Genomic DNA, 22,350 nt, shown 5'->3' on the forward strand with positions numbered 1-22,350 from the left:
GACTAAACTGTCCTATGATGTAACTAAGTTCATACATCCTAAATAAATACCTATTATATCAATCACGTATCACAAAAAATCTCGATGAATATTATATTTTTACCCATTTAATAAGCGCACAGTTGCTTAATAATAAGGAGGGACTGGTTGTTTACAGTCACTGACATGAAGCATTCAGAAGAAGTGACCGATCTCTATCAATTTGTCTATATAAGCCGTATTACCTCTACTGGCCTATCAGGGGCGAGTACATTAAACGATATTGCCAAATCTTCTATCACGGCTAACAAAGAAAATAACATTAGTGGCATTCTTTGCTACGGTAACGGCTGTTTTTTTCAATGTGTGGAAGGAACAGAGCAAGCACTGACCAATCTTAAAAATAAGTTACTGATGGATGAGCGTCATAAAGATTTGCAGACCATCGATTTTTCTGCCATTATTGAGCGTCGTTTTCAGGGCTGGTCGTTACGCTCAATTGTACTGGAGCGTTGGTTATTTAAAGATTCAAGAGTCAAAGCATTGATGCCATTTAAACCATATGAGTGGAGCGAGGCAGAAGCGGATTCGTTTTTGGCATTGCTACAGCAGTATTACGAAAAGCAAGAGCAGCAAGGTGATATCGATGTGCAACCGATTAAGTACAACGCATTAGGTCTGACGCTGACCAAGGTTATCGGCGAGCATCAAGCGTTCTTTTTGATCCAAACCATACTTGGTACGCTGATCATTTTTGCGCTATTGTGGTTTATGCTTTCAAGCAATTTTTAAGATAGAGACAGTCTTTAAGATAGAGACTACCTACGAGATGAATTGCATCGTTAAAGCCAGCATCACGCTGGTTTTTTTGTGCTTAAAAATGGATAGGGCGGTCGTCATTGAAGAAAATATAAGCATAAAAAAACCCTCAAAATCATATTGATTTTGAGGGTTTTAAAAGTACGTATTGTACTTTTGAATGTGGCGTCCCCAGGGGGATTCGAACCCCCGTTACCGCCGTGAAAGGGCGGTGTCCTAGGCCTCTAGACGATGGGGACCAGGAACAACGCTTCAGCTGCTTTCACCTTTATGCTGAAGTGGTGCGTATTTTAGTAACCTTTGCGCCTCCTGTCAAGCCTTTTTTTACGTCTTTTTAAGGTTAGATATCTTTTTTTGATGGCGCGGCGTGGATGTAAATCTTTACGCTTTAAATGATACCGTATCCAGAGCGATGTCACGGCACTGATGGTCAGGGCGAGCATGATGTAACCGATGATGGTTGACCATAATATGTGATGTGGTTGCATGGCAAAGTCCCTCCTATGGTGCCTACGATAGCGCGCTATCTATAAGGCGTGAGCAACTTAGATCATCTACAAAATATCACTGTGTCATGTCATGCGTGCCTATAAGTTAGTGGTAGACCAACCAATCGGTCAGTAGACTGAGCATCTGACGATGGGGTATACAGACAAGGCATTATTCGCTGTTGGCACCGCATTATGTCAATCATATCCTTGTTGATAACAAAATTGAGATGAGAAGTTTGAACGCACTGTTCCTGAGTCAATGATTTGTGAGTCAAACTTCACATTTACGCGCTATTGTTTATTCATTGTCGTCTATTAACTCTACCTTTGTTTGCTCAGTATGTAAAGCATTCGGTAACATAGGGTAACTATTTAGAATATGGCAAAACAGTTCGGCGGTTTTTTGCGTGTCGTAAAGGGCGGAATGGGCGTTACTGCCATCAAACTCAAGCCCCGCTGCTTTGCAGGCGCGCGCAAGGACGGTTTGACCAAAGGCCAGCGCCGACAACGTAACGGTATCAAAGACAGAAAACTGATGAAACGGGTTGTGGTTTTTGCTATTGGTGCGTTCGACAGCCGCATTCAAAAAGGCCAAGTCAAAATGCGCGTTATGGCCGACCAATACGCATTGGCGACATTCGGTACTGCGGCGCACTTCTTTTAAACCTTTAAAAATACGGCGCATAGCTTCTTTTTCGTCTTCGGCAATGGCTTTACGCATGGGGTTGCTGGGATCAATGCCGGTAAAGGCCAGCGCTCTGGGCTCAAGGTTGGCTCCCTCAAAAGGCTCAATATGGGCGCTAAGCGCGTCGCCTGCGTAGAACACACCATCGTCGTTGAGCAAGATTGGAATACATGCAATCTCAAGTAAGGCGTCGGTCTGGGCATTAAAGCCTGCGGTTTCGACATCAACGATGACGGGCATAAACTTGCGAAAGCGCTCTTTTAGGCCCATTGGAGCGTCATCGGTGTTGTCTGTTTCGGTCGTACTGTTTTGAGTGGTCATATCAAGTAAAGTCACTTTTATTTGGCTTGCTATTGGTGTTGCTTTGGTTGGGTCGTCGATAGGCGGCTGATTGTGTTTAGCCGCGTTAGGCTTTGAGTGACCATGGTAAAGTATCACCAGCCATGAGCGGGGTGAGCGATTGACCATCGAAATACGGATAATGGCTGGGCACTTGCATGGGTGTCTTCACCAAGGTGATGCTGCTCGTATTGACAGGTAAGCCATAAAACTGTGCCCCAAAATGGCTGGCAAAGCCTTCTAGCTTATCGATTTTACCAATACTATCAAAAGCAGTGGCGTACAGGGGCAGTGCCGTATGGGCGCTATAACAACCTGCGCAGCCACAAGCGGCTTCTTTTTTATCTGTGGCGTGCGGCGCTGAATCGGTACCTAAGAAAAATTTAGGATTGCCGCTGGTGGCTACTTTTAATAGTGCTTGCTGGTGTGATTGACGCTTGAGGATAGGCAGGCAATAAAAATGGGGTCGGATACCGCCAAGCAATAGGTGATTGCGGTTGAACATCAAGTGCTGCGGAGTGATGGTGGCGGCAACTTGGCTGCCCTGTGCCAGTACAAAGTCTGCAGCCTCACTGGTGGTAATGTGTTCCATGACGATTTTTAGCGTTGGAAAGTTACTGATAATTTTGCTCAGTACCTCATCCAAAAAGCGCTTTTCGCGATCAAAAATATCCACATGGTCATGAGTCACTTCGCCATGCAGCAGGAGTGGCAAATTGTACTTTTCCATAGCCGCGAACACGTCCGCGCAAGCTAAAATATCGGTAACACCATCAGCCGAGTTGGTGGTGGCACCTGCTGGATAGAGTTTGACTGCTTGAACGATACCAGACGCAGCCGCCAGCTCAATATCTTGAACGCTGGTATTGTTGGTCATGTAGAGGGTCATACGCGGATCAAATGCCGCTTTGCGTGTATCGCTGAGCGTGCTGTCTTGCAAGTGCTGCAAAATACGCGCGCGATAAGCACGGGCATCATCCGTGTTTTTGACAGGTGGTACCAGATTGGGCATACAAATCACGCGGTTAAAGCTGTCCGCTGCGTGCGGTACTGTGGTGGCCAAAGCCGCCCCATTGCGCAAGTGAATGTGCCAGTCGTCAGGCTGAGTGATGGTGATGGTCTGAGGTAGATCAGTAGTAGAAGTCATGGCGCTCTATATCAGTAGTGAAAAAAGAAGGAGACAGTGATTGGTTACAGTGGATGATTATGTCTGGCTTGTACAGTTGAATCCAAATAAAAACAATGCGGAATAATCGCTTTAATCTTGATGTATCGATTTTATCTCAAACCGACGATATATGGGTGCAGCGCCCAAAAAATAGTGATCGTAATTTATCATACCGCACGCTCATGGTTACCACACATGAGGTACAAAATATGAATAATGACACACTTATTTTACCGCGCAAACATGCAGCGTTATGATAACAGGTTTACCCGCGCGGCTAAATATAACGGCACAAAATGTTGGCGGCAGGGACAGCTGTGGCAAATAAAGCCAAATAGCGATAAAGGGGCGGCTGTGGCACTTTTGCCCATTGTCAATATGATGTACACTGGGCAGGCATTCTATCTATTGCCGCAGCAGTGAGCAGTATTACTTTTCATAAATACAGTTCTACATTAGGAGTTATTCATGGCTCAACTTGATCCAAAAAATATTAATAAAATCGTTTTGGCCTATTCGGGCGGTCTGGACACCTCAATTATCGTGCGATGGTTACAAGAGACCTATGATGCCGAAGTGATTACTTTTACTGCCGATATCGGTCAAGGTGAAGAAGTCGAGCCTGCACGCGCCAAAGCTGAAGCAATGGGTGTCCAACACATTCATATCGAAGACTTGCGCGAAGAGTTTGCCCGTGATTATGTGTATCCCATGTTCCGTGCCAATGCCATTTATGAAGGCGAGTACTTACTCGGCACCTCAATCGCCCGTCCACTCATCTCTAAGCGTTTGGTTGAGATCGCCAAAGAGCATGGCGCAGATGCCATCAGCCACGGCGCTACTGGTAAAGGTAACGATCAGGTACGTTTTGAGCTTGGCGCCATCGCATTGGCACCAGATGTCAAAACTATCGCCCCTTGGCGTGAATGGGATCTATCAAGCCGTGAAAGCCTCATGAACTATGCGGCAGAGCATGACATTCCAATCGATTTTGCCAGCAGTAAGAAAAAATCACCTTACTCTATGGATGCCAACTTACTACACATCTCTTATGAAGGCGGCATGCTCGAAGACCCGTACGCCGAAGCTGAAGAAGAGATGTGGCGTTGGTCTGTCAGCCCAGAAGACGCCCCAGATGAGCCGCAATATCTGGAACTAGAATACAAACAAGGCGATCTTGTCGCGATCGATGGCGAGCAACTCAAGCCATTTGAAGTTATGATTAAGCTCAACGAGCTGGGTGGCAAGCATGGTATTGGTCGCCTAGATATCGTCGAAAACCGTTATGTGGGCATGAAGTCACGCGGCTGCTATGAGACGCCAGCGGGCACCATTATGCTAAAAGCGCACCGTGGTATTGAGTCATTGACCCTTGACCGTGAAGCGGCGCATCTAAAAGATGAGCTGATGCCACGCTATGCCAAGATTATCTACAATGGCTACTGGTTCAGCCCTGAGCGTGAAATGCTACAAGCCTTGATCGACAAATCACAAGAGTATGTTAACGGTACGGTACGTGTGAAGCTCTATAAAGGCGCAGTGAGCGTTGTTGGCCGTAAATCTGACGATTCATTGTTTGATGAAAAAATCGCCACCTTTGAAGATGATGCAGGCGCGTATGATCAAAAAGACGCCGAAGGCTTTATCCGCCTAAACGGTCTGCGTTTGGCGATTGAAGCCAGCCGTGGTCGTGACTTGTCTAAATAAGTCTGAACAGGCGCTAAGGCGCTATCTGATGCACTGACAAAAAACAGAGATCCCGTATCTCTGTTTTTTTATGGGTGATGACAAAGAAGGATCAACTGTTAATCTATCAATTGTACATTTGATATTAGTGTGTGGCGCTCTCGGTATGAGCGCTGACTTCAGCGTCTGCATCCACGTTGCCGTCTTGCTGCATCTGTGACTTGATAAGGTTTTGCCGTGCTACCACAGCGGTAGCCGATAAAGCGCTATCGGATTGGCGCATATGATATTTTAAGGTTGCTAATGCGCCCAGCGTACCAATAACAATAATCACGACAAAAATAACAGGGTTTTTCCATAACGGCGTGGATGTATCAAAATGAGAGGTTGTTGTTTCCTCGGCATTGGTAGGATTGGCGTTCAAGCCACTGAGTAGCGCCAAACTGACCAGCGGTGGCGCGGGCGGCGAAGTCGGCTCTGAGGTTATGCGCAGCCGATCGCGACTGAGATAGATGTCAGAGACTTTTGCCAACTGCAGTAACCAGCGTTGATGCGGCACGATGATATTGGGCATTTTTGAAAAAATAAGCATGTCGTTGTGGCCACTGGCACGTACATTGTCTGGTGAGCGACCGATGGCTTTGAGGTAGTTGGAGGTGGCCTGCTGCATATCTTCAGTTACGGCGCTGCTGGCAGGAATAAAGTCGGTCAGCTCGTACCAATAAGGATCAAAATCTGGTGGCATGATGGCATGCGCAGCGGCATTGACCTCAATGGCACTGTCTGCCTGTAGCGTGCCAGACATATCTGTAGGCTCATCCTCTAGAGACTGCGTCTCGAAGATATTTTCATCATACAAACTGGTACGTTTGCTTGATAAAAATTGCGGCTGCAGTGCAAACCACTTGTCCAGCTCATTGTCATCTAAGCGGCTATAGTCGGCCAAAATCGCAAGCTCACGCAGTACTACGACACATAGCGTAGTGAGTAAGGTTTGTATCTGCGTGCGACTGGCTTGCAGCTGCATAGCAATACGGTCGCTGGCACGAATGATGCGGGTGCTGTCACAAAAGACGGCATTGGCCACCTCATGACGATGATAAGCAGCGGCAGTAATGGTCACAAAGTTCATAGAGTTATACTGGCGCAGCTCTTTGACCGCTGTGCGTCCAAATAGCTTTTTTCTGACGGTTAGACCTTGATAACGCTGCTGGTAGGCAAGTAGCGCACTCACAATCGCCTGTAGACTGGCACTAATGGCCAGACGCGTCTGGGGCAATGACAGCTGGGTGAGGTCAGCAAGTAACGATACCGTCGGCTGGGTATCTTGATATAAGAAATCATACATCGACACGCGTGTCGGTGAAATATACGTCATAATTTGCTAGCATCAAAGAGTGTGCCTCTATATTACGGTGCGCGCAGCCCTGATACAATCCCCTGACATTAGAATTTTTTGTCAATTTAGACGTGCGGTATTTACTCAGTATGACTCATCGGATAGATAATAATATGACAGACAATCTGCAACATCATCCCAAAATATACATCAACATTGCTACCCAAACCCTCGTACTGTCTCAAAACGATCATGAGGTGAGGCGTTACACCATCTCTACTGGTAAAAACGGTATCGGCAATCAACAAGACAGCGGCTGTACCCCACTAGGTGCACACATCATCGCGCAAAAAATCGGTGATGATCAACCGATAAACAGTGTGTTTGTTGGACGGGTGCCAACAGGGGAGTGCTACAGTACGCAGCTGGGTACTGACAACCCCAGCCGCGACTGGATACTCAGTCGTATATTATGGCTGGCAGGTACTGAGGACGGGTACAATAAAGGCGGTAACGCACAAGGCGGCTGCGATACCTATCAGCGTTATATTTATATTCATGGCACACCTGATACCGAGCCAATGGGCCTGCCATACTCTCATGGTTGTGTACGGATGCGTAACGAGGACATTATTGAGCTGTTTGAGCAAGTGACGGCAGGCACACCAGTCACTATTGTCGCTGAATAGCGAATGGCTAAATAGTACCGCAACCATGAATGCGGGCAAGTCATGGTACCAGAGATTGCTATCGTGATTAACATGCTGGTTGTACCTTGCCCAATGTCCCATGCCTAATGTCCCTTGGCGCGTGGTATTTAGACAGATTGTTTGTAAATTAAGATTAACAATGGTTAACAGCTATTAAGTTAAATGCTATAGTAGTTGCCGAAACATTGAGCTGTACCCATTTTTTTGATACACACTAATAATAACAGAGAGCATATTTATCATGAGTAACGAGAGTCTAGCCAACCTACAACAAGCCTTTATCGATCGCCGTTCTATTTATGTTTTGGGCAGAGAGCTACCGACCGAGCCGCAAGCGGTGGTTAATATCGCTGAGCGTGTCTTATTGCATACGCCATCATCATTCAACTCACAGTCTTCACGTCTGGTGGTGTTGTTCGGTGATGAACACAAAAAAGTATGGGACATCGCTGAAGAGAAACTACGCATTGAGGTTGGTGATGGTGACTTCTCAAGCACCAAACAAAAAATTGATGGCTTTCGTGCTGCCGCAGGTACAGTCTTATATTATGAAGATCAGAATGTGGTCAAGTCACTGCAAGAACAGTTTGAACTGTATGCGGACAAATTTCCAGTGTGGTCAGAGCAGACATCAGCCATGCATCAGTATGCCATGTGGACAGAGCTTGCGGCGCTAGATATTGGTGCCAACTTGCAGCACTACAACCCACTCATCGATGAAGACGTGGCGGCTGCTTTTGACATTCCAGACAGCTGGCAGCTGATCGCACAAATGCCATTTGGCAGCATCGAAGCACCTGCTGGTGACAAAGAATTTGAACCGTTAGACAAGCGTATGCGCGTCTTTGGTTTAGACGCATAAAAACATTGGCAACATTGGCAATGTGGTAGATGACGATAAAAAAGACAGTGCTTTAACGCTGTCTTTTTTTATGGCCATAATTTGTCAGCGTACGTTGGATGCTGCTGTTAGTATCACCAAAATACCTTGTCGTCTAAGAGTGTAGATAACTGCGCGTCGCAGCGTTGCTGTTTGTGTGCCAGTGTGGCCTGTAACCAGCCCGCACCATACAACGCGCTGGCATCGTCATGCGCTTTGTCTGCATACAGCTGCTGATGTAGGAGCGCATCTATATACTGCGTTAACCGCTTTTGGGCTTTTTTAAGGCACTTTAGCCAGCGTTTGCTTTTTTTCTTACTATACAACGGGGCGACAAACTCACTTAAATAATGCATTTCTACAAGGTGGCGCTGTAACTGCTGTAGATCTGTGATCACGACCGCATCGCTATCAATAGTGCTGGCAGTAACGAATTTGTCATACTTTTTAGACAAGATTTTTGGCAACTTATCGCCCGCGACTTTGGCCGCTGAGCCATCGGTGTCGTCCTCACTCATCACAAAAGCGATCAATTCGAGCAACGTCAGTTGAAAGTCATTGGCTTGTACGGCATTCATGGGAGTGATTTTAGCGTCATTCAGCGTCTTATTCCAGCTGACCGGCGGCGCTCCCAATGTCGTCAGCTGTGGCTCGATATCAGTGATCACCATTTGTAGTTGATCATAAGTATTGAGCAAAGAGGCTGTTTGGCGTACGATAGGCAGCCATTCAGGGTTGATTTGCTTTGAAAAATCCGCACAGCTACTAAGTACAGCGCTTAAACGGCGTAGACCAGCCGATAGCTGCTGCACGTGCTCTTGCGCTTCACTACCTGCAGCGATCGCGCTACTGTTAGGCAAAATATGCAGCAAGCAATTATGTACCAGCGCTCGAATAAAGGCAGGCTGACAGTCATCATTATTGATCGTCAACGCTTTTAAGTCTGCTGATACGGCTGAGCTGTGCTCGGCATTATTGGTCAGCAAGCCACCGCGCTCAGCTTTAGTGACGGTAGACAAGCACAGCTTATAGCGCTTGCACCAAGTTTTTGCCACTGTAAATAAAAAGTCGACATCACCCGATAGCAGCTCAAATTCAATCTCTTCTATGGTCACGCGCTGCGTCTCGTCCGTACCGTGGATAATCTCGCCATGATCGTAGGCTACCTCGATCTGATTATCACCATCACTGAGTACACGGGTCGTACGCTCGATATCGGTGATGTATTGGCGTGTGAGCTTTTTGGCCAGCTTTTTGCGCTTAAAGTCGGTTAGCGCAGTATCAATATCCTCGCCTTTATACAGACTCAGATCAGGCATCAGCGCGTCTGTCTCTAGCATCGATGTGACCGCGTCGCTATCAAGTACAGCGTTGTGCTCCAAGCGCGCGGCCAGTCCATCGCCAGCTGCTTTCATGGTTTGTACCCATGTATCGCCTTCTTTGCGCAGACGCAGACCAATACCTTTGGCAGCCAACTGCTGCTGTGGCGTATCATAATAATGCGCGGACATCTGCGTGGTTTCGGCAGCTTTAACCTTAACCTGACGCATCAACCCTTTAAGGCGTGATTTTGGGATCAAAAACTTCAGTTCGATTTCTTGCATGATGGCTCCCAATGATGGTAATAAATGTTAAGTGATCACTGTGGTCAATCTATTATACAAGAGTGACAGTGATTCCTTCGCTTTCAGTATGACATATCCCTTTGTACTTAGTTTGCACTTGGCTGCTTTGTCTTTTTTAAGTAAATCAATCCTATCGTACGAATGCGATTGTTTAATAACAAGTCTTATCTCATAGCACTGTCTGTCTGTTTTTTTATAAAAAATACATTTTTCTCTTGTTATTGTTATAATCAACAAAAATATTGAACAAAAGTATATCTGATATAAGCGAAATCCTTATGGTATTGATAAGTCATTTTCTAAAAAAGCATCATCTTGATGAGCAATGCGATTTCGTGAGGAGCAGTGCCAAAACATCATCGCCCTTCAATCGTGTGTCCTTATCTGTGGCATCGGTAATGCTCGGATCCACATTACTTATGAGTGGCTGTAGCCAACAAACTCAGGAGTATGGTGCAGATAGTGCCACAGAGGAGGTAAGCTATAACGAGGCTGAGCAAAGTGCTGAGGCCACTGCCTATGAAGATCTTACTAGCAACGTGGTCGAAGATGATGAGCTATTAGAAGTCGAAAGTCTTGGGAGTGATGGTGCCCAGACGCTTGGTATTCAGGGGTTGGATCTTGATGTTACTGGCAAAAAACTGCTGATTAATGCCAGTGCAAACTTTACCGTCGAAGATGTGGTCAAGAGCAGTGCTGCTATTGAGAAGCTGACATGGCAGCAAGGTGGCTATGTAGCGCTCAGTCGTATTAACAACGATCCACGTAACGAGAAAACCTTTATTCGAGGTGATAAAAATATCACCATTACCACCTATAATCGCCAAGCTGAAATAACGGTTCGCGTTCCCCGCGTTAACGTCAATAAATTCTTGGAACAAGTGCAGCAGCAAGTGGCTTTTTTGAATGATCAGGAGTTCACCGCTCAAGATGTCACGTTGGATCTTTATCGTGAGCAGTTAGTCAGTCAGCTGAACAGCGATATGGCAGATGAGCTCAGCCAAGAACGTCTCAATAGTAAAAACGATAAAGACCAGAGCAGTAATGTCGATGCGATTAATGCCACTTATGCCGCGCGTCGCCAAAAAGAGTTGGCACAGCTTGAGAAAATGGATATTGCCGATAGAGTCAAATACAGCACCATCAATCTGAGCTTTATGCAACCAGATGTCAGCTATAAAGAAACCACGCAAAACCTAGATGTGCTGATAGATGCTGAGCAGCCAAGCTTTAATACCCAAGTTACCAAAGCATTTAAAGATGGCTGGGAGATACTCAGAGCGATGGCGCTGGGTCTGATTCAGTTGTGGTGGCTGGTGGTGGTTGGCGCGGTGCTTTACTTGATTTATAGAATCATAAAAGCCATTTACCAAAAGCTTTTTAAAGGCGATCCTCGTGTCGAAAACATACGAAGTGATCTAATGGGTGACAATCAAGAAAGTAATGATGTGTCAGATACCCAGAGCAGTCAGGCAAATGATCACATAAGCAAGGATGACAAAATTGATATTACGGACGATAAGCGCTCTGATTAAACCCTAAAACATTTGCATTAAAAATATCTCATAATAAATGCGCTCGCTTAAAGGGGATCACTTTTATAGTGTACTCAGCAGTGAGCAGACATAAAAAAGCCGCCTTATGGTTTAAGGCGGCTTTTTTGTGTTGATCAATCCGTATAATGCGACTTGATATTTACTGCTGTTTTATCAGCTGACAACAGCAAGCTTAATCAAAGATGCAATTTGATTAGAACTGGTTCATCGTGTTCTTACCGCCGCCCGCTTTTAGCGCGTTGTCACCTGAGAAGATTTCTTTGTGGTCATCACCAAGGTCAGAGCCTGCCATTGCTTGGTGTTTCACACAAGAGATGCCTTCACGGATTTCTTTACGCTGTACACCAGCGGCATAAGCAAGCATACCTTCTTCACCGAAGTAGCCTTTAGCAAGTTCATGAACGCTAAGTGCGGTCGTGTGGTAAGTTGGTAGCGTGATTAAGTGATGGAAGACGCCAGCTTCACGTGACGCATCACGTTGGAAGTTTTTCGCTGCAACATCTGCCGCTTTATCAAGCTCAGTACCGTCATAATCAGCACTCATCAAGTCGTCTTTGTTGTACTTAGAAACGTCCTGACCTTCTTCTTCCCACTGTGCGATGACTTGCTTACGGAAGTTGAGCGTCCAGTTGAATGATGGGCTGTTGTTGTACACAAGCTTCGCTTTTGGTTGTTCTTCTTTGATGCGATCAACCATCATTTTGATGTGTTCTACGTCTGGCGTCGGGGTTTCGATCCATAACAGATCAGCACCGTTTTCAAGGGCCGTCACACAGTCAAGAACCACGCGGTCGATATTGGTGTCTTCACGGAATTTGTACAGACCGTTTGCTAAGCGTACTGGGCGTACCAACTTGCTATCACGTTTGAGCAGTATGTCGTTTTCTTGAGCATCATCGATTTCAACTTCTTCAACGTCAAGGAAGTCGATATATTTAGAAGCCAAGTCGCCTTTTTCTTGTGATACTGGGATTTTTTGCGTGAGTGATGCGCCTTCAGAATCGGTACGAGCAACGATCACACCGTCTTCAACACCAAGCTCTAAGAATGCATAACGGATGGCATTGATTTTAGAGATAAAGTCTTCGTGAGGAACGGTTACTTTACCTGCTTGGTGACCACACTGTTTGACATCAGATACTTGGTTTTCAACCTGAATGGCACAAGCACCTGCTTCGATCATTTGCTTGGTCAATAGATACGTGGCTTCTTCGTTACCGAAACCTGCATCGATATCCGCGATGATTGGCACAACATGTGACTCAAAGTTGTCGATTTTGTCTTGAATTTCTGTGGTGTCTTGACCAGCTTCTTCAGCAGCATTAAGCTCACGGAAGTAGTCGTTCAATACTTTTGCATCGGCTTGACGCAAGAAGGTATAGATTTCTTCGATCAGTTTAGGCACTGCGGTTTTTTCATGCATAGATTGGTCAGGTAGGGGACCAAACTCAGAGCGCAAAGCCGCGACCATCCAGCCAGATAGGTAGATGTAAGTTTTAGAGGTTGTACCGAAGTATTTTTTCTTAGCATACATGGTTTGCTGAGCAATAAAACCATGCCAAGCGCCTAGAGACTGTGTGTACTGAGACGTGTCGTTATCGTAATCTTCCATGTCTTGACGCATGATTTTAGCAGTATGTTTTGCAATATCTAGACCCGTTTTGAAGCGGTTTTGTACCATCATACGTGCAGCATCGGTTTCGCTAATGTTTTGCCAATTGCCATGTTTTTGCTTTAGTTCACGTACTAAATCGATTGCTGATGTATAAGTTGACATTTAAACTCTCCTTGGTGTGATATTCAAAAATGAACAAATAACGCTTATGAGACTGAAATTTTGTGCAGGGTAGTCGCAACTGTTATGTACTGACTTTTGGTTCATAACTAAACATTGACGGGCCCTATAAGTCCAATGCCGCAGCTAGCATAAAAATTCTAAGACCAAACCATCAAAAGCGGGTGGCGTTATCTCGTAGTCTCCTACTGAACCGTAAGAAATGCTACAATAGCCCGTCATATACTAAAAAATATATGCTCTTAGGGTTACTATCACCCAGTATGATGGCTCAATCCTTCTCAATCTTAACTTAATTTTGTTAAGAATGGGCCTTGCGGTTTGGGATATTTATTAAATAAATGTAACGCTAAAAATCAGCGCCAGACACCTTATCGTTTCAGGTTTGGGATTGATGTGTCAATCCACTCATGCCATTTACTATAACGAGCTAACTTAGATTTATCTAGTTTATGACCGTTATCTTGGGTATTTAATTGAGTTATAATGTAATATAAACAATGTTTTAGGTTGATTCGAGACTATGATTATGTAAAGTATTGAACGATTTCTAGGCAATTAGTAGTATCATTGACGACAGCTTATTCAAAAAAGTCACAACAATACCAAAGTACACGTGGTGTTTATTTTAAGATAAAGAGAACTGGGTATGAACTTGCAGCGGGTCGATTTAAATTTATTAGTACATTTAGATGTATTGCTTCGGGAAAAAAATGTCACGCGTGCTGCTGAGCAACTGGGAATCACGCAGCCAGCAATGAGCAACATATTGCGGCGTCTGCGTAAGTTGTTTAATGATCCACTCTTGGTGCGCTCCTCAGAGGGCATGACCCCCACTGAGCGTGCCCTTGAGCTACAACCACGTATTCGTGAGATACTGGCGGATCTGACGCAAGTACTTGAGCCGCGTACCGAGTTTCGTCCTTATAGCACCTCACGCGTCTTTCGTATCATGACCTCCGATTATGCTGAAGCCACGCTGGTGCCCAAACTGGTCAAAGCACTGCGCTCTGAAGCGCCCAATGTTATTTTGGATTTTTTGACACCCTCTGACGTCTCATATCGTGACATGGAGCAGGGTCGGGTTGATTTGGCAATTAACCGTTTTAACGAAATACCGCAAAGCTTTCACCAAGTTTTGGTGTGGCGTGATACGTTTAGTTGCTTATTATCCGCTGATAGTCCTTATGTCAATCGCTTTAATCTCAAAAGCTACCTCAAAGGTCAGCACGTTTGGGTATCAAAAACGGGGATGGGGGTGGGCTTTGGCGTCAATCCTGAAAAATCAGGTGGTCTAGGTTCTATCGATCAGGCATTGCAGCGCCTTGGTCAAAAACGTCAAATCAGTGTCTTTACGCGTCACTATCAGATGCCTGCGATGCTTGCTGCTAATAAAGACTTGATTGCGACCTTACCCACGCGCGTTGCTCGGATGCAGGCGACCAATGACAGTATCGTGATGCAAGATCCGCCGTTTTTTATTCCTGAGTTTGAGCTGACCATGGCGTGGTCACCACTATTACAGCACCATCCTGCGCACCGCTGGCTTAGGCAACTGATTATGCACGTGGCTCGACAAGTAGTGGCTGAAGAAGAAGGCGGGCCGCAAGAAGCCCCAGTGATCAGTCATTTATTTTAGTGATGATATGCTGTACTTTCTTTGTCTTATCAGTGGTTTACCAAACCAGCGTTCGCGCTGGTTTTTTTGTGCCTGTCATTAACATTATTAACATCTTCAACACACTTCACAATATCTTGTAAAAGTGAAATCTTGATTGTCTGTTATGATGACTGGGTAATTAATGAGAAGTAACATTAAACAATATGTTTCTTTATTAAATAAATACTTAACATTTTTTCACCCACTGATAAGTCCTATACACACAATAAGCAGTATATAAGTAGCGGCTATCAGTATTAACACATCAATAAAAAAGGATAACAATCATGGCGGACATCACCACCATTAACCCAGCAACAGGCGAAACCATTGCTACTTATAACCATATGAGTAACGATGAAGTCAACACCATCATCGACGCGTCACAGCAAGCGTTCCTTGCATGGCGCGACACCAGTCATGAAGAGCGTGCGCGCGTTATCAATACCATTGGTGAGCGTTTGATGGCACACAAAGAAGAGCTGGCAAAATTGATGACTGAAGAGCGTGGTAAGCTCTATCAGCACAGCCTAGATGAAGTGGATTTGTGTAAAGCCATTTGTGACTTTACCGCCGAAAACGGTATCGCAGCCCTTGCTGACGATAAGCGCGAAGTCGAAGGAATGAAAAAGGGGTTAGTCACTTATCAGCCTATCGGTATCATTTATGGCATTCAGCCATGGAACTTTCCAGCGTATCAAGTATTCCGCTATGCTATTGCCAACTTAATGGCAGGTAACAGTGTGCTACTAAAACACGCAGAAAACGTTACGGGTTCAGGCCTATTGGTTGAGCAGATTTTCCAAGAATCAGAATTGCCAGAAGGATTGTTCAGAACTCTATTGATCAGTCATGACCAGTCAGAAAAGGTCATTGAGAATGATAAGGTACGCGGCATCACACTCACAGGCAGTGACACTGCAGGTAGCATTGTTGGCCAGCAAGCTGCTAAAGTGATGAAAAAGACTGTACTTGAGCTGGGATCAAACGATGCCTTTATCGTCTTAGAAGATGCTGATATTGAGTTGGCCGTAGAAGTATGTACCCATGCACGTCTATATAACAATGGCGAAACCTGCGTTGCTGCAAAACGCTTTATCGTTGTCGATAGCTTGTATGATGACTTCCGTGAGCGCTTGGTTAAGAAATTTGAAAGCAAGAAATCTGGCGATCCAATGGATGACAGCTCTGACCTTGGCCCGTTAGCACGCAAAGACTTGCAAGAAAAACTGCATGAGCAAGTACAAAAGAGCGTAGAAAAAGGCGCAACCATCACAACAGGTGGTGAGCTTCCTGAAGGTAAAGGCAGCTTTTATCCAGCGACTATTTTAGAAAACATTAAAGCAGGCCAGCCTGCCTATGATGATGAATTGTTTGGCCCTGTTGCCTCGCTGATTCGTGCAAAAGACCAAGATGATGCCATGCGTATTGCCAATGACAGCCGTTATGGACTTGGTGGTGCTATCTTCTCAAAAGATGAAGACAAAGCGGTACGTTTAGCAGAAGAGCAGTTTGACACGGGTATGGTCTATATCAACGGCTACGGTTTGGCCAATCCAGAACTGCCATTTGGCGGCGTAAAAAATTCAGGCTATGGTCGCGAGCATGGTGGATTTGGTGTAAAAGAGTTTGTTAATATCAAAGCCGTACATGTATTTGAGCAAAAATAAGCCATAATTAATAAGCTTTTTACTACAAAGCTCTAAGCAAAAACCCAGCCCTCTGTTGAGAGCTGGGTTTTTTATGGTTTATATTTTGATAAGGCAATTAAGGCACTGATCTACCGTGCTAGATATCAAGTCACGTCATCATTAAGCGTCGATAAATAACTGTAACGGCAGTGCAGGTAAGCAGTCACGAGCAGCAGCAGATGGTAGGCTCTTTGCAGATAGCGGAAGCACGCCTTTAGCCAGTAACAAAATCGTCCACGGCAGGAGTTTGTGCTCAAGCGTTTGTACCCGTTTTTGTAAGCTCTCGGCCGTATCTTTAATGCTGACGTTAAGTAGTGCTTGGGTCAGCACTTGCCCTGCGTCCAGCTCAGCGGTGACCACATGGATACTACAGCCATGTTGGCGCTCACCCGATTGCAAACTGCGCTGATGGGTATCGAGGCCTTTGTAAGCAGGAAGCAGGGAAGGATGCAAGTTGATCATAGGCGCAGGTACGTTCTCAATAAAGTCTGCGCTTAAGACCCGCATAAAGCCTGCGAGTACCACTAAGTCAGGCTGCCACGCGTCAAGCTGCGCGGTAGCATGTTTTTCAAAGGTCTTGATGCCCATACGTTTGCCACTCTCCACGTGCGAGAGTACGGCCACGTCAATGCCTGCGCTTTTGGCGCGGGTGATGGCGTACGCGTCATCACGGTTGCTGATAACGCCGACAATCTCAATGGGTAACGCTTGCGCTTGCATGGCATCAATCAATACCTGCAGATTGCTACCACTACCAGAGACCAACACAGCAATGCGTAATGGCGCTGAGCCACTACGGTCGCTGTCTAAACGGGGCTGTTTGGCATCTACCATTAGCGATATACCACCGCGTCTGTCTCACGGCTGACCATGTTACCGATTTGCCATGCGTTTTCGCCTGCTTCTGTCAGGGTGTTAACAGCCGCTTCAGCTTGGTCTTGTGGTACCACAATGACAAAGCCGACACCGCAGTTAAAGGTGCGATACATTTCGCTTTGCGCGATGTTGCCTTCTTTTTGCAACCATGTGAACAGCTCTGAGAATTCCCAGCTGCTGGTATCGATACTGGCCGCCAAGTGGTCGGGTAGGACGCGTGGTAGGTTGTCTGTTAAGCCGCCACCAGTGATGTGTGACATGGCGTGCAGTGCTTGGTTGCCAATCGTATCTTGCAATGCTTTGATTGCTTTGACATAAATACGCGTTGGCGCCATTAAGGCATCTTGAATGGGCATGCCGTCTAGTGTGGCATCGCTGCTGGTAACATCCACATCACTCACGTCAATGACTTTGCGAACGAGCGAGTAGCCGTTTGAATGTGCGCCGCTTGAACCAAGTGCGATAAGCGCATCACCTTCGCTGACGTTTTCGCCAGTGATGACTTCTGCTTCTTCAACCACACCCACACAGAATCCTGCCAAATCATAATCGTCGTCTTGATACATACCTGGCATCTCAGCAGTCTCACCGCCAATAAGCGCGCAGTTGGCAAGTTTGCAGCCGTCACCAATACCCGTGACTACGGTCGCGGCAGTGTCCACATCCAGCTTGCCCGTTGCATAGTAGTCCAAGAAGAACAGTGGCTCAGCGCCGCAGACCAATAAGTCGTTAACACACATGGCGACCAAGTCAATACCGATGGTCTCATGACGGTTAAGCTGTAGGGCCAATTTAAGCTTAGTGCCAACGCCATCGGTACCAGATACCAATAATGGTGAGGTATAGCCAGTAGGAATACGGCATAAAGCGCCAAAACCGCCCAGTCCACCGACCACTTCAGGGCGCGTGGTGGCTTTTGCCACGGACTTGATGCGCTGTACCAATGCGTCGCCAGCATCAATATCAACACCGGCATCTTTGTAGCTTAAAGAGGGCTTATCACTCATGGTCATCTCACAGTTGGGGGTGGGTCATTGCAGTCAATGACGTAAAATCTGATGATAGTGCGCGCATTATACCCAAAAACAGACCGCACTCGCAAAGCAACTTGTACATATTCAGCCAACATTTCGCTTAACGGGACAATAAAAGGCTAAGACACAAAAAATGACTGCTTTTTTCAGTCACTCTGCGATAATAAAACGCTCAGTTATTTTTGCTCATCTTTGCTTGTTTGTAGGATTTCTTATCATGCCCCATCGCAAAATAGATCCTTTTTTTAGGCGTTTATTCATCGTTACCGCCATTATCGTGACGCTACTTTTACTCTATACATTGACGCCTGTTATTGTGCCGTTTGTCTTTGCATTTGTACTGGCTTATTTGTTAAATCCACTGGTCAAGAAGCTCTCAAAATATATCAGACGTTGGATTGCCATTGTCGTGGTTTATGCGGCGCTCAGTGTTGGTATGGCCTTACTGCTATGGTGGCTGATTCCCACGCTTTGGTATCAAATGCAGTCGGCATGGGCTTATCTGCCGCGCGCGCTGGAGTGGTATGATGAAGTGGTTAGGAGCTGGGTGAACAGTAATACGCGATTGACCCTGCCGGAGCTTGAGATTAAAGGCTTTTCGGAAACGATGGTCGAGTACATGCAGACGAATTATAATTTTTCTGATGCGGGTACCATGATGAGTCAGTTGTTGACCTCTAGTATGACCTTTATTAACAATGCAGGTCTTACCGTATTGGTGCCTATTTTGACCTTTTATTTCTTGTTCAATTGGGACAGACGCTTGCATATGTGGGCCATTGCCATTCCTGCTGGATACTGCAAGCAAGTTATCAATATTGCTAAAGAATGCGACCAAGCATTGATGGCATTTATCAAAGGCCAGTTGCTAGTGATGGTGCTGCTAGGAGTTATTTATGCGGTGCAGTTACAGATGATCGGTCTTGAACTGGGACTGATTATTGGTATGGGCGCTGGTATCGCCAGCTTTGTGCCGTATTTGGGTTTTGGTCTTGGCTTTATCGCTGCCATCATCGCAGGACTGTTTCAGTTTGGGCTTGATTGGTTTCAATTGTCCTTAATCGTGGGCGCATTTTTGGTGGGGCAGGCTGCAGAGGGCTATGTGCTACAGCCGCTACTCTTGGGTGACAAGATCGGTTTGTCACCGCTGTGGGTAATATTTTCGGTCTTGGCAGGCGCGAGTTTACTGGGCTTTGTGGGTATGCTTATTGCGCTGCCTGTATCAGCCGTACTGAATGTATTATTCCGTCATCTGTATGCCTATTATTTGACCACCGATCTTTATAATAATCGTCGGCAATTGGATCTGTTCAAATAACGCATCAGCACAGATGTATGCTGGCAAGTGTGAGCGATTGTGTCTAAGCGCTGAAAAAACTTGTCAGTCATTTTGCAAGTATGTTATATATAGTCGCGGTGCTGCGCACGTGGTTCTTAGCCACCTAGCCTGCATCACTGGCACCAAAATAGGGTATAATGGCAAGCACGCCAGATCATAGCCACACCCATGGTGATGACCCCAGCAGGTTTGGCAATGGGTTTACCCAGCCCTAACAATATTTGTTACCATATTTACTGCGCTACGAAACGAGTTGATGATTCATGGCAGAAGCACAGCTAAGTCTCAATCTGGATATCAAGCACGATGCGAGTCTGAGCGACTTTGCCGGTCCGGGTTGGATGTCAATTATTGATGCAGTACGGCAATTGCATGTCGGATTGATCGGGCAGCTGTACCTGTTTGGTAGCCCCGCGACGGGCAAGTCGCATCTACTGTCAGCCATCTGTGAGTCTTTTATTGAGATGAACAAGTCAGCGATTTGTCTGTCGCTTGATGAGTTAATAAATACTGATGTTAATGTGCTGTCATCACTTGAGAATTTTGATGTCATCGCGATTGATGACTTAGAAGTGTTAGAGCGTAGCAGCCAGTGGCAAGAGGCCTTGTTTCATCTGATCAACCGTAGCCGAGAAGGACAGCGCCAGCTGTTATTTGCCGCCAATAAACCTGCTAATGAGTTGCCGTTTGCGTTGACAGATTTGTTGACCAGACTGGCGCAAGCACCAGCATTCAAAGTACCCAATGGTCATGATTTGGCAGATCGCCAAGCCTTAATTGAGTCGATTTTGCGCCGCCGTGGCTGGCAGTTTGATGAGCGTATCATCAGTCACTTGCTCAAGGAAGGGCCGCACCGTATTGGTGGTATGATGGACGTTTTGAACTACATTCAGCCCATGTTCTCAAACCTTGGTCGCAACAATATCTCAAAAGCCGTCATCAATGACGCCATCAAAACCATTGACGAGCAGACGCTAGCGGCTGAGCTTGCAGATATTACTGGTGAGCGCCAAGCCGAGAATAATGACACTGATGATGGTAATCACACCATACCACTCGACTTTTAATATCCAGTCATTCGCTTTATGGCATCTCATCAGTAGCGGCAATGTACGAATAAAGCGCTACTGGACACTGCCTTAACGGATCAAAGACACATATCTGTACATTGCGATTCTGTTTTTCTTATTATTGATAGGACATCTCATGAAAGTATCATCCTTATGGTTAAAAAAAGCGAGTATCGGCGCATTTTTGCTGAGTGCAGGCTCAGTGTCTATGTTGTCACACGCCGAAGTGACATTGCAGGTTGATGATCACATCAAAGTGACGGCCATCAATGGCCAAGAGCTCAAATCAAGTCTGTTCCAGCGAGATGCCAAAAGCTTCACCTTGCAGCCAGGTCAACATGTCATCACGGCCAAATATGACCGTCTCTATGACTTGGGTCATGACGAGCATGACTACTTGCGTTCAAGCAATATCAGCGTAGCGGCAGAGATGGCTGACAATCAGACTTATCTTTTGACCATGCCCAACCAGCCAGAAGATTATGATGCGGCAAAAGAGTATGCCGAGCAGCCGACGCTTGCAGTACAGCAAGGCAATACTATTGTTGCCAGTCAGCAAGCGATGGCCAACAGCGGCAGCGGTATCTTTTCAGGCTTGGGTAAAGCCTTAGGCGGCGTATTTGGTGGTAGCGGTAATGCCGAACTGCAAAACCAGCAAGCCATCGCTGCCCTTGGTAATGATGCTGCGGTATCAACCACAACCCGTGTTCAGCCATATTCCGCACCAGTGGCGCAGTCTAGTAGTACCAGCACGTTAGACAACTTTATGCAATTATGGCTACAAGCCACGCCTGCTGAGCGCGCAAAAATCCGTCAGTGGGTTCAGCAGTAAGCCACGATTACATGTAGATAGATGGCCATAAAAGATCAAGCACAAAAAAAGCACCCGATGATGGGTGCTTTTTTATGTTTAAAAATAATATTAGGGCTATTAGCCAAGAAACGCGTTGTACATCCAAACCAATTTTTCTTGCTCTTGTACATAAGCATCGACCAGATCGGCTGACCCTTGGTCATCGCTATCTGCAGCAAGGGCTGAAACTTGGCGCTGTTCTTCGATCAAGGTTTGTAGCCCCGTTACCACGCCATGAACGCAAATTTTGCCATCATGGATATTTTTGTCTTCTTTGATGCTGGTATGCTGTGCAAAGTCGCTATAAGCGTGGTATGGCGTACCACCTAGGGTCAAGATACGCTCAGCAATCTCATCGATCTGTAGCTGTAGCGCTGTATAGAGTTCTTCAAACTTGGGATGCAAAGTAAAGAAGTGCTCGCCTTTAACATTCCAGTGGTAACCGCGCACATTGATATAGAACATGTGATAACTTGATAATAGGCCATTCAACTTGGCGATAACTTGGCTCATTTCTGCTTTTTCTAGGCCGATTTGATTGGTATCAGTATTCATCTTATTATCCTTTTGATGGGTGTCTTTGTGATGTTTGCTTTGATGGTTATTATCATAGCAAAACATCGTTAATAAGTTAAATTTATATAAATAAAGATAATGTTGTGTTTTATAAAACAATCATGCGTATTTCTATTGCTTGCTGCATCGTTTTTATGTCGGATCTACTGTCTTGCATAACCGACAAAAAAGACCTCAAA

At 45.8% G+C, this 22,350-nt stretch carries 18 protein-coding genes and 1 tRNA gene; 10 read left to right on the forward strand and 9 right to left on the reverse strand.

Going from position 1 to position 22,350, the window contains the following annotated elements; translation table 11 throughout:
* Positions 1–147 precede the first annotated feature (147 nt).
* Positions 148–771, forward strand: coding sequence for a BLUF domain-containing protein (locus ACFI32_RS12110; protein ID WP_462626852.1), 624 nt, complete (start codon positions 148–150; stop codon positions 769–771).
* Positions 772–961: 190 nt separating this feature from the next.
* On the opposite strand, the gene ACFI32_RS12115 is transcribed toward ACFI32_RS12110, so the two are convergent.
* The 3 genes from ACFI32_RS12115 to pyrC form a co-directional block, all read right to left on the reverse strand.
* A tRNA-Glu gene (locus tag ACFI32_RS12115) sits at positions 962–1,037 on the reverse strand.
* Positions 1,038–1,587: 550 nt separating this feature from the next.
* On the reverse strand, positions 1,588–2,295 hold the full coding sequence (gene rnt / locus ACFI32_RS12120; protein WP_462626853.1) for a ribonuclease T: 708 nt from the start codon (positions 2,293–2,295) through the stop codon (positions 1,588–1,590).
* 85 nt (positions 2,296–2,380) lie between these two features.
* On the reverse strand, positions 2,381–3,460 hold the full coding sequence (gene pyrC / locus ACFI32_RS12125; protein WP_462626854.1) for a dihydroorotase: 1,080 nt from the start codon (positions 3,458–3,460) through the stop codon (positions 2,381–2,383).
* Between the two features lie 489 nt (positions 3,461–3,949).
* On the opposite strand from pyrC, the gene ACFI32_RS12130 reads away from it, so the two are divergent.
* Entirely contained in the window at positions 3,950–5,188 is a 1,239-nt protein-coding gene (locus tag ACFI32_RS12130) for an argininosuccinate synthase (RefSeq protein ID WP_462626855.1), read from the forward strand.
* A gap of 124 nt (positions 5,189–5,312) precedes the next feature.
* Here ACFI32_RS12130 and ACFI32_RS12135 read toward each other — a convergent pair whose 3' ends face one another.
* Positions 5,313–6,545 (reverse strand): hypothetical protein, encoded by a 1,233-nt coding sequence (locus ACFI32_RS12135; protein WP_462626856.1) that lies wholly within the window; start codon positions 6,543–6,545, stop codon positions 5,313–5,315.
* A gap of 134 nt (positions 6,546–6,679) precedes the next feature.
* On the opposite strand from ACFI32_RS12135, the gene ACFI32_RS12140 reads away from it, so the two are divergent.
* Positions 6,680–7,195 carry a L,D-transpeptidase family protein gene (locus ACFI32_RS12140; RefSeq protein ID WP_462626857.1) on the forward strand — a complete coding sequence of 172 codons (516 nt, stop codon included), beginning with the start codon at positions 6,680–6,682 and terminating at the stop codon, positions 7,193–7,195.
* Positions 7,196–7,457: 262 nt separating this feature from the next.
* A complete protein-coding gene (locus ACFI32_RS12145; protein WP_462626858.1) occupies positions 7,458–8,078 on the forward strand; it encodes a nitroreductase family protein in 621 nt (206 codons plus the stop codon).
* A 113-nt stretch (positions 8,079–8,191) separates the two neighbouring features.
* Here the strand turns inward: ACFI32_RS12145 and ACFI32_RS12150 are convergent, their stop codons facing one another.
* Entirely contained in the window at positions 8,192–9,700 is a 1,509-nt protein-coding gene (locus ACFI32_RS12150; RefSeq protein WP_462626859.1) for a CYTH and CHAD domain-containing protein, read from the reverse strand.
* Positions 9,701–10,140: 440 nt separating this feature from the next.
* Between ACFI32_RS12150 and ACFI32_RS12155 the strand changes: the two genes are divergently transcribed.
* The gene (locus tag ACFI32_RS12155; protein ID WP_462626860.1) at positions 10,141–11,256 is read left to right on the forward strand and encodes a DUF4349 domain-containing protein; all 1,116 of its coding nucleotides are present in this window, start codon (positions 10,141–10,143) and stop codon (positions 11,254–11,256) included.
* 214 nt (positions 11,257–11,470) lie between these two features.
* Here ACFI32_RS12155 and ACFI32_RS12160 read toward each other — a convergent pair whose 3' ends face one another.
* On the reverse strand, positions 11,471–13,054 hold the full coding sequence (locus tag ACFI32_RS12160; protein WP_462626861.1) for an isocitrate lyase: 1,584 nt from the start codon (positions 13,052–13,054) through the stop codon (positions 11,471–11,473).
* A gap of 667 nt (positions 13,055–13,721) precedes the next feature.
* On the opposite strand from ACFI32_RS12160, the gene ACFI32_RS12165 reads away from it, so the two are divergent.
* Positions 13,722–14,711 (forward strand): LysR family transcriptional regulator, encoded by a 990-nt coding sequence (locus ACFI32_RS12165; protein WP_462626862.1) that lies wholly within the window; start codon positions 13,722–13,724, stop codon positions 14,709–14,711.
* A gap of 308 nt (positions 14,712–15,019) precedes the next feature.
* Complete coding sequence (locus tag ACFI32_RS12170; RefSeq protein WP_462626863.1) at positions 15,020–16,402, forward strand: NAD-dependent succinate-semialdehyde dehydrogenase; 1,383 nt, start codon at positions 15,020–15,022, stop codon at positions 16,400–16,402.
* 141 nt (positions 16,403–16,543) lie between these two features.
* On the opposite strand, the gene purN is transcribed toward ACFI32_RS12170, so the two are convergent.
* Together purN and purM are read right to left on the reverse strand one after the other, a co-directional pair.
* Complete coding sequence (gene purN, locus ACFI32_RS12175; RefSeq protein ID WP_462626864.1) at positions 16,544–17,257, reverse strand: phosphoribosylglycinamide formyltransferase; 714 nt, start codon at positions 17,255–17,257, stop codon at positions 16,544–16,546.
* Complete coding sequence (gene purM / locus ACFI32_RS12180; RefSeq protein WP_462626865.1) at positions 17,257–18,306, reverse strand: phosphoribosylformylglycinamidine cyclo-ligase; 1,050 nt, start codon at positions 18,304–18,306, stop codon at positions 17,257–17,259. Before purM ends, purN begins: the two co-directional genes overlap by 1 nt.
* 244 nt (positions 18,307–18,550) lie before the next feature.
* Here purM and ACFI32_RS12185 point away from each other — a divergent pair, with 244 nt between their 5' ends.
* From ACFI32_RS12185 to ACFI32_RS12195, 3 genes are all read left to right on the forward strand, one after another.
* Positions 18,551–19,651: an AI-2E family transporter gene (locus ACFI32_RS12185; RefSeq protein WP_462626866.1), complete on the forward strand. Its 1,101-nt coding sequence runs from the start codon at positions 18,551–18,553 to the stop codon at positions 19,649–19,651.
* A gap of 284 nt (positions 19,652–19,935) precedes the next feature.
* Entirely contained in the window at positions 19,936–20,739 is an 804-nt protein-coding gene (hda, locus tag ACFI32_RS12190) for a DnaA regulatory inactivator Hda (protein WP_462626867.1), read from the forward strand.
* A 139-nt stretch (positions 20,740–20,878) separates the two neighbouring features.
* Entirely contained in the window at positions 20,879–21,574 is a 696-nt protein-coding gene (locus ACFI32_RS12195) for a DUF2057 domain-containing protein (RefSeq protein WP_462626868.1), read from the forward strand.
* Positions 21,575–21,673: 99 nt separating this feature from the next.
* On the opposite strand, the gene ACFI32_RS12200 is transcribed toward ACFI32_RS12195, so the two are convergent.
* A complete protein-coding gene (locus tag ACFI32_RS12200) occupies positions 21,674–22,150 on the reverse strand; it encodes a Dps family protein (RefSeq protein WP_462626869.1) in 477 nt (158 codons plus the stop codon).
* Positions 22,151–22,350 lie beyond the last annotated feature (200 nt).

This window comes from Psychrobacter sp. PSi21, from assembly GCF_054960615.1.